Source organism: Synechocystis sp. FACHB-908, assembly GCF_014698595.1.
Classification (GTDB): Bacteria; Cyanobacteriota; Cyanobacteriia; order Cyanobacteriales; family Microcystaceae; genus Synechocystis.
In genome coordinates, this window is sequence record NZ_JACJTH010000032.1 from 21,755 (window position 1) to 30,854 (window position 9,100).

At 45.3% G+C, this 9,100-nt stretch carries 10 protein-coding genes and 1 pseudogene; all 11 read right to left on the reverse strand.

What is annotated here, in order from left to right; all coding sequences use genetic code 11:
• Position 1 precedes the first annotated feature (1 nt).
• The gene (locus tag H6G46_RS11095; RefSeq protein WP_011153597.1) at positions 2-3,631 is read right to left on the reverse strand and encodes a response regulator; all 3,630 of its coding nucleotides are present in this window, start codon (positions 3,629-3,631) and stop codon (positions 2-4) included.
• Positions 3,632-3,667: 36 nt separating this feature from the next.
• Complete coding sequence (locus H6G46_RS11100) at positions 3,668-4,045, reverse strand: PAS domain S-box protein (protein ID WP_011153598.1); 378 nt, start codon at positions 4,043-4,045, stop codon at positions 3,668-3,670.
• 85 nt (positions 4,046-4,130) lie between these two features.
• Positions 4,131-4,586: a hypothetical protein gene (locus tag H6G46_RS11105; RefSeq protein WP_011153599.1), complete on the reverse strand. Its 456-nt coding sequence runs from the start codon at positions 4,584-4,586 to the stop codon at positions 4,131-4,133.
• On the reverse strand, positions 4,558-5,280 hold the full coding sequence (locus H6G46_RS11110) for a transposase (RefSeq protein WP_143705300.1): 723 nt from the start codon (positions 5,278-5,280) through the stop codon (positions 4,558-4,560). The genes H6G46_RS11105 and H6G46_RS11110 overlap by 29 nt, the downstream gene beginning before the upstream one ends.
• Before the next feature lie 301 nt (positions 5,281-5,581).
• On the reverse strand, positions 5,582-5,872 hold the full coding sequence (locus H6G46_RS11115) for an HNH endonuclease (RefSeq protein ID WP_011153601.1): 291 nt from the start codon (positions 5,870-5,872) through the stop codon (positions 5,582-5,584).
• Positions 5,873-5,962: 90 nt separating this feature from the next.
• Positions 5,963-6,178, reverse strand: coding sequence for a hypothetical protein (locus H6G46_RS11120; protein ID WP_011153602.1), 216 nt, complete (start codon positions 6,176-6,178; stop codon positions 5,963-5,965).
• Positions 6,162-6,776, reverse strand: a complete 615-nt coding sequence (locus H6G46_RS11125; RefSeq protein WP_011153603.1) for a ParA family protein — start codon at positions 6,774-6,776, stop codon at positions 6,162-6,164. The genes H6G46_RS11120 and H6G46_RS11125 overlap by 17 nt, the downstream gene beginning before the upstream one ends.
• A 73-nt stretch (positions 6,777-6,849) precedes the next feature.
• Positions 6,850-7,374, reverse strand: coding sequence for an ATP-binding protein (locus H6G46_RS11130; protein ID WP_011153604.1), 525 nt, complete (start codon positions 7,372-7,374; stop codon positions 6,850-6,852).
• Positions 7,375-7,703: 329 nt separating this feature from the next.
• The gene (locus H6G46_RS11135) at positions 7,704-8,096 is read right to left on the reverse strand and encodes a hypothetical protein (RefSeq protein ID WP_223211236.1); all 393 of its coding nucleotides are present in this window, start codon (positions 8,094-8,096) and stop codon (positions 7,704-7,706) included.
• Positions 8,047-8,208 (reverse strand): annotated as a pseudogene (locus H6G46_RS18755) (hypothetical protein); the annotation flags it as partial. The gene H6G46_RS11135 and the pseudogene H6G46_RS18755, both read right to left, overlap by 50 nt.
• On the reverse strand, positions 8,135-9,100 hold a 966-nt coding region (locus H6G46_RS11145; RefSeq protein ID WP_190759858.1), incomplete at its 5' end, for a hypothetical protein. The gene H6G46_RS11145 and the pseudogene H6G46_RS18755, both read right to left, overlap by 74 nt.

The window sequence follows — 9,100 nt, forward strand, 5'->3', positions numbered from 1 at the left end:
GTCAATTTGGATTTAGTTGCAATGCCAATGCTTGACTCACTTTCTCATATTCCTTCTCTAACTGGATATATTGTCCATCAACCCCCGATAACATGCCAGAGCGAGCCAAATTTTCAAGCTGCTTACACTGTTTGGCAAATTCCACTGCCCCTAAATTAGCACTGCTTGACCCCAGACTATGGGCTGTAGCTCGCACTGTATCAATCTCCTGGGCGGCGATCGCCGTTTTGAGTTTTTCTAGCAAAGAGGGGGTTGTGTGTAAATAATCCCCAATAATAACCTGCAAAAAGGTTGCTCCGTCTGGCCCTGCCATCTCACGAATCCCCGTCAAAATGGATAGATCCAAGACTAGGTTCTCTTCTAGCTGATCAGCCTTCAAAACCTCAGGAACGGGATTTACTAGTCCCACATTCACCACTGGTTCCGACAAGGGTGCTGGCTTATTTTTTGTTAACGATAAAACTGAGAAATCGATCCGCTGTAGGGCATCAAGTAAATCATTTTCCCGAATTGGCTTGGTGATATAGTCATTCATCCCGGCGGCCAAACAAGTTTCTCGATCGCCCTGCATGGCATAGGCCGTCACCGCAATAATCCAAGGTTGCTCATCGGCGGGAAAGTCTTGACGAATGGCTTTGGTGGCACTTAAACCATCCATTTCCGGCATTTCCACATCCATGAGAATGACATCGTAGGAGGCTTGGTGAAGCACTTGTAATGCTTCTAACCCATTGCCAGCAATATCGGGGCGATAACCTAGTTTTTCTAACATCAACAATGCCACCCGTTGATTGATATTGTTATCTTCCACCAACAAAATTCTTAACGGGCTGAGGGTTTTTATTCTTGCTTCTCGCTCTTGGGGGGAACAAGTTCGTTTGACCGCCTCGGTTATACCGGATCTCCAATCACCGTTAAATAGAGAGTTGTCTGTCTCATCAGCCTTAAAGACTTCACAAAGCACCTCATATACCAGCGATTTTTTTATGGGACTGGATAGACAAGCGGCAATACTAATATCGGTGCGGGCGCTTAACTCAGCTAAACTTGTTGGGGAGGGCGTTAAGATGACCAGGGGCAACGATTCCCCCGTTGGTAGTGTCCGTAGGGCTTCCGCTAGTTGTAACCCATCTACTTCCTCCATTTGTAGATCGATAATCGCCAGATCAAAACATTCTCCTTGACGCAACCAACTAAACGCCTCCCAACCTGAAGTTGTTGCTTGAGCTTGCAGACCCCATGCTGTAACCAGTTGTTTTAACCCCTCACAACTTAACTGATTATCATCCACGATTAATAATCGTTTGCCTGCTAGGGAGAGCTGACAAGACAGATCATTTGGTCTCCGTACAATAGTTGTACTTTGAGCTGTGATCGTAAAGTAAAATGTTGCGCCTGTTGACTCCAGTGGGTTATTTTTCGATGTCTTTGCCCAGTCAACAGGGGGATTTCCGGCGATCTCCCCATAACTCTCTACCCAAATTTGCCCCCCCATCATTTCCGTGAGTCGTTTGCAAATGGCCAGTCCTAAACCCGTGCCCCCATATTTACGGGCGATCGATGTATTCACCTGGCTGAAGGATTTAAATAATGCCGATTGTTGATCGGGAGAAATGCCAATGCCCGTATCTTTAATCGAAAACTGAATAGTATATTTATTCTGTTGCTGGTTTGCCACAGTGGCAGAAACCCTTACCTGGATTGATCCACTTGTAGTAAATTTAACCGCATTAGCTAGAATGTTAACCAATACCTGTCGCACCCGTGTTAAATCCCCCAATATCGCCATAGGTACCTGGGGCTCGATTTGATAAACCAAATCCAATTTTTTTGCAAAGGCTTGGGGCGCAACTAAATCCAGGCATTCTTCGACACATTGCTGAATTTCAAAGGGATGGATTTCTAACTTAAATTGTCCCGACTCAATTTTAGAAAAGTCAAGAATATCGTTAATTAAACTAAGTAAGGCTTCGCCACTACTGCGGATGGTTTCGGTAAATTGTTGCTGTTGGGTATTTAGATGCGTATCTAGCAATAACCCGGTCATGCCAATCACTGCATTCATGGGGGTGCGAATTTCGTGACTCATGGTGGCCAGAAAATCACTTTTGGCTCGGTTGGCATCTTCTGCGGCTTTTGTGGCCGTCATTAAAGCTTTATTTTGCTCTATTAATTGTTGACGAATTTCCCTTTCTTGTTCTAATAATTTGGCTTGAGCTAGGGCAATTCCTACTTGATCTGCCACAGCTTTTACTAACTCCACTTCTTCAGTGTTCCAAGAACGGCTTCTATCACATTGATGAAGAATTAAAAGACCATTTGTTTTATCTTGATAAGAAGTACGAATAATCAGGAGAGAATATACTTGCAGTTGATTATAGAAATCTTGTAACGGGACTGCTGTTGGTACCATTTTTAGATTGTCAACTTGTACGGCATCATCTTGATTTAAAGCTCGCAATAGGTGGGGATTGTCGGCGATCAGTAGATTAAGATCGAGCATGGAAGTCATACCCGGAATGAGATATTCAGCCACACAAGTTAGATGGGGCTGGGGCATATCTGAATAGAGATGGACAATACAACGACTAACCTGTAATGTTTGTCCTAAACGACTGACAGCAACTTGAAAAATTTTTACAGGATCGAGGCTTTGCCGAATTTCCTCAGTAATTTCTTTGAGCAGTAACGTGCGCTGATATTGTTTCCGCAGGGAGACTTCTGCTTGCTTCTGAGGGGTAATATTTCGATAGAGCCATAGGCGGCCATCGTGATGGTTCCCCACCTCAATGGGGACATAGTCACGGGCAAAGGTGCGTCCATCTTTTAATCTCAATTCTTCGTTAGTGACGATTTGCCGGTTCTGTAAAATGTTATCAATGCCTATGATAAATGCCTCTGGATCTTCAAAGAGGATTTTGGCAAACTGGGCTGATTGTCGGCAATCGAATCCAATCAGTTTTTCCGGAGGAACGTCAATGCCAAAGAGGTCACAGAATACTTGATTAACTAAGACAATTTTGCCATTTTCATTTTCGACTAATACCCCTGCTTGCAAGTTTTGGATCAGGGCTTCCAGTCGTGAAGTGGTCGCTTTTAGAGCAATTTCTGTCTTTTTTCGTTCCCTTAATTCTTGTTCTAATTTATTATTAATTAAGCTAACTGCTTGGGTCCGTTCTAATACTCTTTTTTCTAAATTTTCATTTAACTGTTGAAGTGTTTGCTCCTGAAGATGGCGATCACTAATATCCCGAATAACTAATACCGCTCCTTGGGCATTCATTAGTGGAGATGTCATAATTTCTAAATGTAACCATTTCCCATTTTGGTTAAATTCATAGTGATCAGTAAATTTCTGCTGGGTCGCCACAATGATGGTGAAGGGATGGTGGCTAACTTCAAGAGGTTGACTATTTCTGTGTAGTGGCAAAAGTTCTACTAAGTTTTTGCCAAGAATTAAAATATGTAGTTTTCCCATTAGGTGATCGAACGCCGTGTTGCACCATTGAATTTGACCAGTGCCATCCGTCCAAACAATTGCCTCATCCACAGTGCCCAGGGCAATGTCCATCTTGGCTAATGTGGATTGCAATTCTTCGATTTTAGTAATTAAGGTTCCCGAATTAATCACATTAAATGAGGGGTGGGGAAAGTGGGGAAGAGAAAGTTAAATAGTCCTTTCTTCATTTTCTTCTGTTATTAAAGGACGTAGAGTTGCGGCAAATATCCACTGTTCGCCTTGCTTTTCCACAATAATAAAATGCTCAGAGTCAACTTCTTGCTGATCTTTGGTAACAACTTTAAGTTGTAGCGGATGATTCAAAATTGTTGATATGCTCGTTGTATTAAAGCGAGCAAAGCCCAAGTGGTGGGAATCTTGAAAATAGCTCGGTAAAATAAGTGTTAACGGTTGCCCAACCAGATCCGCCGCAGACCAACCATAGGTTTCTTCAAATGCGGTGTTTATGCGGATTACAATGCCTAAATGATCAGTAGCAATCAATGGCAGTTCTGTACTGTCTCCAGGACTGGTCAGGGTTATCATTAGTTTACCCAGTTGTAAGAGAATAAATCTAATAACAAATATAGTTGACTCCAGAGAATGTTGAAAACCTGGCTGACTGACAAAACTAATCGACAGGATAGCAATAAATATTGATTTTAAACTCAATACTATAAATGCGCTGGTGATGCAATTTGCGAGAAGCCATAGCAGGTTGGGGATCTAGAGCATGGGTAAAACGGACATGACGAATGAGTGTCCAGCCTTGCTCTAATGAAGTTTTGAGCCAATCCCAGCCGATGCGAAAGTAACTATTGCCGCGAAACCAATGGGGAGCGACCCAACGATGCTTGCCGGTGGCAAAGACCTCTACCCCTTGGGCAGTGGCATAGAGGGTGGCAAGTGCCAGAAGGAAGAAAAGGCGAGAAAGAGCGCAAACGAAACGAATTTCAGATTTCTGTAGATTCCAACCGTTGGATTGGTCATCAAGAAAAGCCTCTTCGATATCAAAACGCAAGCCATATTCTTGGATGGTGTGCAGACAAGTAGGTTCATCACTGAACAATAGCCCAAAACTCCCCATTGACGTTGTTGCAGCCAAAAGCCACATGGACTGGGCCATAGTAGTCACCTTTATGGAGCCTAACGTTGTGCCAGCAAAATGCCTCCCCACGCTGAAGGTGAATGTCTTTAAATTGACACCATCCATGGCCAGCCCGCCAAATCCAAGTATTTCGCTTGAGCCGAATTCGGTAATGCCACCCCAAATGGGTCGTGACAGCGGTCATCGCATCGGTGTGAATAAAACCCCGGTCGGCGAGCAGGACTACCTTCACTCCTTGGGACAATCGGTTGGCGGCTTGATAGAGCATCTCCCAATACTGACGGAAAGCAATGGAGGCACTGCGGTGTTTGAGTACCCGCCAAACCACGGGCAATGCCCGACCTCGGTAGACAACCGCTAGGCGTACCAAGCAATACTCGTCCCAAAACAGCGAAGTGTCTAAGCTTAGGTACAAAATCTCTTCCTGCCAATCCGCCAATGCTGCCTGAATCAGTGACTTGTATAGGCGGTGCACGTTCAGACGACTATTGTGTAGCCAACGACTCAAACGCCGTTGTTTACTTTGGGCCTGCACCCCTCGACACGGAATATAGGGTAACCACAGCGTTAGGCTAACTTCCCCTCGCTGAAGCAAGGCTATCACCATCCACAGACAGGTCGTTAAATGACCTCGATGTGCCCAGGGCACGGATTGACCAAGCAAGGCGTTCAAGGCATTGTAGAGGGGGGAGTTTTTCCACAGTGTTCACGCTTTTGAGTGGTATCTAAGGTTAGAACGCTGGCTCCCCCTTCTTCCATACAGTACCCAAAACTACCTCACCACAAGGCATTCGGCTACTTCCAATCATCTTTTGTCAGTCAACCAGGGTTATCCGAGTGACGAAATTAATTCTTTGTATAACAAACAGTAGAACTTTTGCATGAGCACCAGCCCAACTTGGAATATATATACTCAAAAAGTAGCCGTCTTTCAGATTCTACAATAGCACTTAACAAATACTTTTTTCCTTTAATTATCTTAACAGCAATAACTGCCCTGGAGTCACATTCCCCCGTTGCCTGCGGTGGTAATAAAGATGACAGGGGGAGCATAAAGCCATCAAATTACTGGGGGAGTTATTACTTGGATCATAATCACAATGATGAACTGCCATCCTGAGCCGATACCGTTCCTCCTTTAATAACCCCTTCCCTTCCCCAGGCTTGAGGCATTGCACCCCGCACCGTTCACAGATCCAATTAACGGACTGCTTTTTGCTCAGGGCTAACTGGGGCCAGTCAGGAGAATACCGGTTATCTTTCATTCCAAACCCTTAGTAATTTTTTTAGTCATCACTTGAAACCCCTAGTAAAAAATTTTGGCACTTTGCCTGAACCCCTAGTGTTTTTTTAGGTCAAGGATGATGCTCAATGTAAAAATCCAGAGCCGCTTCAAAAACTTCCTTTAGGGATAGATCGTGCTTGGCGGCATACTGTTTGAGCTTACGGCGCATTTCTGGAGTTACCTTAAAATTAAGATTAACGAATTCGTTACTTCTTGCTTTCGTTATTTCTGGCTCTGGCACGGATTCTGCCTTAGCCGTGTCAAACACCTTACTGAGCCGTCCCATTGATGACCTCCATAATTTCCTTGCCGATGGTTTTGTAATCTTGCCAGGGGTAGTGATCTCGTCCCTTCATTTCCGCAGTGGTGACTCCCATATCAATGGCCTTAACCACCGAAGCAGAGCGTCGGATAAATCCCTTAAAAACTTCGATCTGATTTTCAGCAAGAACAGAGCGTAACTCATCTGCTGATTTACTAGGGTAAGGAGGGGCAATCGTAATCAAAACTCGGTAAACGGCACCGGGGAACAAATCATGAAACATCTGGAGCATGGGGTCAAGACTAATGGCATCCGGCACGCAGGGCAGAATTGTTAGATGGGCCTCTTGGCTAATTTCTTTGAGTTCATTACTATCGGGCCGGGCGGGGGTGTCCAAAACCAAAAAATCATTCCCGGCAATATGGGCTGGAGCAGACTTTTCATTTTTGACCTTAAATAAGGGTTGTTTTTCCCCACGGGCGGCCCATTTCTCCACCGAACGGTTAGGGTCAGAGTCGATTAGCAACACTTTTCCCTTGTCGGCTAAGTAACGGGCAATGTGAATCGAGGTGATGGTTTTCCCAACTCCCCCCTTGTAGCCAGTCACGGCGATTATCTTCATTTCGTGTTTTCTTGTTTTCGTTATTTATTGCTATGACCCTAGATTAAGCTATTTGTGCCCATATCAGAATTCTTTATTTCTTGATTTCTTTATTAAGAGTATTATCAACCAAGATATGTTCACAAGCTGGTGGCAATTCCGCCTCGTAATAAAGTAGGTAATCTTCCCAAGAGGCCAACTTGGCTAAGTCCCTAGGATTATTACGATCTCTGATTCTGGCTTGCCGAATTGAGGGTGGACAAAAAACATAATGAACTTGAACGGGAACTCCCAAACGAGTTGATAACTTATTAGCCCAATCTGGATCTTTGATTTCTTTGGTAAAAGGCCCTGTTATGACCACATCGTTCCAAAGCAAATTATCTTGGGCAATGTCAAATAACTGCTCGTAGATTGGATTCCGAAAATTGCTCTTGAAATAGAGACTGTCACGATCATTAGGATCTTGACCTGATAGTTGGAGGGCTAACCGGACAAGGCGTTCTGTTGCTGTATCAATATCAAGGAAAATAGCTTGCTTCAGTTTGGCTAGTTCTTTGCCATAGAAGGTTTTGCCGGCACCGGGACTGCCGCAGACAATATAGGCCGTTTTGAGCATGGGGAAAGTCTAGAGTGACCTCACTAATATATTTCTTTTTTTCGTTAATTCGTTCTTTCTGCCAAGTTTCTATCTTTGCTTTAAGTCTTGCTTTCGTTATTTCGTTAGTTAGTCTTGAGCAGGTTATTTCCCCGAAAAACAAGCTTTCCAGGAATTTCGATTTAACCTACTCCAACTTTTCTTTATTTCTTGATTTCGTTCATTCTTGATTAAAAGCCTACATAGCTGTCGGCATAAGACCAAGAGTCAACAAAAATTACTAGGGGTTAACTAACAAATCCGCACCAACTCGCCGGACGGGATTAATCGATCGCCGTTGTTGGGTTTAATTAGTCCGTCGCCTTGCCAAGATATTGCAGAATGAGGACTACATCCACTTTCTTTCTATCCCATTCCTCCACCACATCAAGCTTATCCTTCGGGATATAGGCAGAGCGTTTTACCCGTTTCCCCTTTACCTCCAGTTCGTAGTGATAGTAGTACTGCTCGTAGGATTTTTTGCCGGAGCGGGTCTGTTTTTCACAATAGTGCAGTCGGATATAACCACTACCCTGGCCTCGAGATCGCCGGGGGCGTACTTCCGGTAAGGGCCATCGAAGTTTTATTTTCACCCTGGGGCCAGTGATGCTGAAGGATGGCGTGACAGTCGGGGTCGATTTCAACAAACTGAGTTGTTTGTATTTTTCCTCTGGTTTGTTCTGCGGCCAGGGTGAATCCCCCACATCCGGCAAATAGGTCGAGGTGTTTAAGGGTTCCATGGCTAGAACTCCTCACAGTGGATAATTTGGTCAGTTTCGGAGCAGTATTTGTAATTTGGCGATGCCGAAGGCACACTGCGTGCCCGCCGAGCATAGTGAATTGCTTCCTCCCGTAGGGCCGGGTCGTAGAGCCATTGATTGAGACGTTCCAGTTCAGACTGGGGCTTAGGGCAAACCTCCCGCTTTCCACCAAAACTCTTGAATAAACCCTGCATCATTTGCCGGAATGCTTGGGCTTGCTCTGGGGCCACCGGCTCCGGTTCAGGCTGACGCTTAAACACCTTCAAGCGAGTACCATCGGGAAGGATGGTGTATTCCGGGCAGTTATCAGTGGGAGTAGATTCAGTTTCAGAATTTTTACTAGGAGATAAGTTTGCAACGGCTTCCGGTTCCTCGGTGGGACTTTCACTTTCCCAAGGGGAGGATTCACAGTCAGTGACCAGGGAACAGGTTTCAGTAGGGGCCAGCTCGGCTTCCTCAAGATTTTTATTAGAGGATAAGTCCGCCACCGGCTCTACACCTTCCAAACCCCTAGTAACCTCCTCCACACCAGGCACAAGCACCGGCGACTGAGTAGCAACCACCGCTACGGGATTAATTTCTGGGGGTAGAACCGCCGTCACTGCCCGTTGATGGGTGATTAGGTTCTGTTGCTGGTCTTCAGGGATTTGACAGCCGTTAGCGAGGCGCATTTGGGTATTTTCCACCCGATGAATGAACTCCTTCTGATACTGCTCCCACCGAATGGGCAAATTAGCCGGGTCTTTTCTGAAATGGGCCAACACATCCGCCTGCTTGTCGTGGAAGTCCCCTCCGTAACGCTTCTGCCAGTTCCTCGCCAACCAATCCCGGAAATTGGGGTCTAGCTTGCCCTCAATGCTCCAGGGGCCATCGGGGAGCCAATCAAAGCTCTGGTTCTTCTTGGTGCGCTTTTTAGTACGACCGGCGGCGGAATATTTTTCCTCTCC

What these genes read in the sequence shown, in the direction of transcription:
- H6G46_RS11115 (WP_011153601.1), bottom strand. Translation starts at nt 5,872, where the DNA reads ATGAAAGATAACCGGTATTCTCCTGACTGGCCCCAGTTAGCCCTGAGC.
- H6G46_RS11120 (WP_011153602.1), bottom strand. Translation starts at nt 6,178, where the DNA reads ATGGGACGGCTCAGTAAGGTGTTTGACACGGCTAAGGCAGAATCCGTG.
- H6G46_RS11125 (WP_011153603.1), bottom strand. Translation starts at nt 6,776, where the DNA reads ATGAAGATAATCGCCGTGACTGGCTACAAGGGGGGAGTTGGGAAAACC.
- H6G46_RS11100 (WP_011153598.1), bottom strand. Translation starts at nt 4,045, where the DNA reads ATGATAACCCTGACCAGTCCTGGAGACAGTACAGAACTGCCATTGATT.
- H6G46_RS11130 (WP_011153604.1), bottom strand. Translation starts at nt 7,374, where the DNA reads ATGCTCAAAACGGCCTATATTGTCTGCGGCAGTCCCGGTGCCGGCAAA.
- H6G46_RS11105 (WP_011153599.1), bottom strand. Translation starts at nt 4,586, where the DNA reads ATGGGGAGTTTTGGGCTATTGTTCAGTGATGAACCTACTTGTCTGCAC.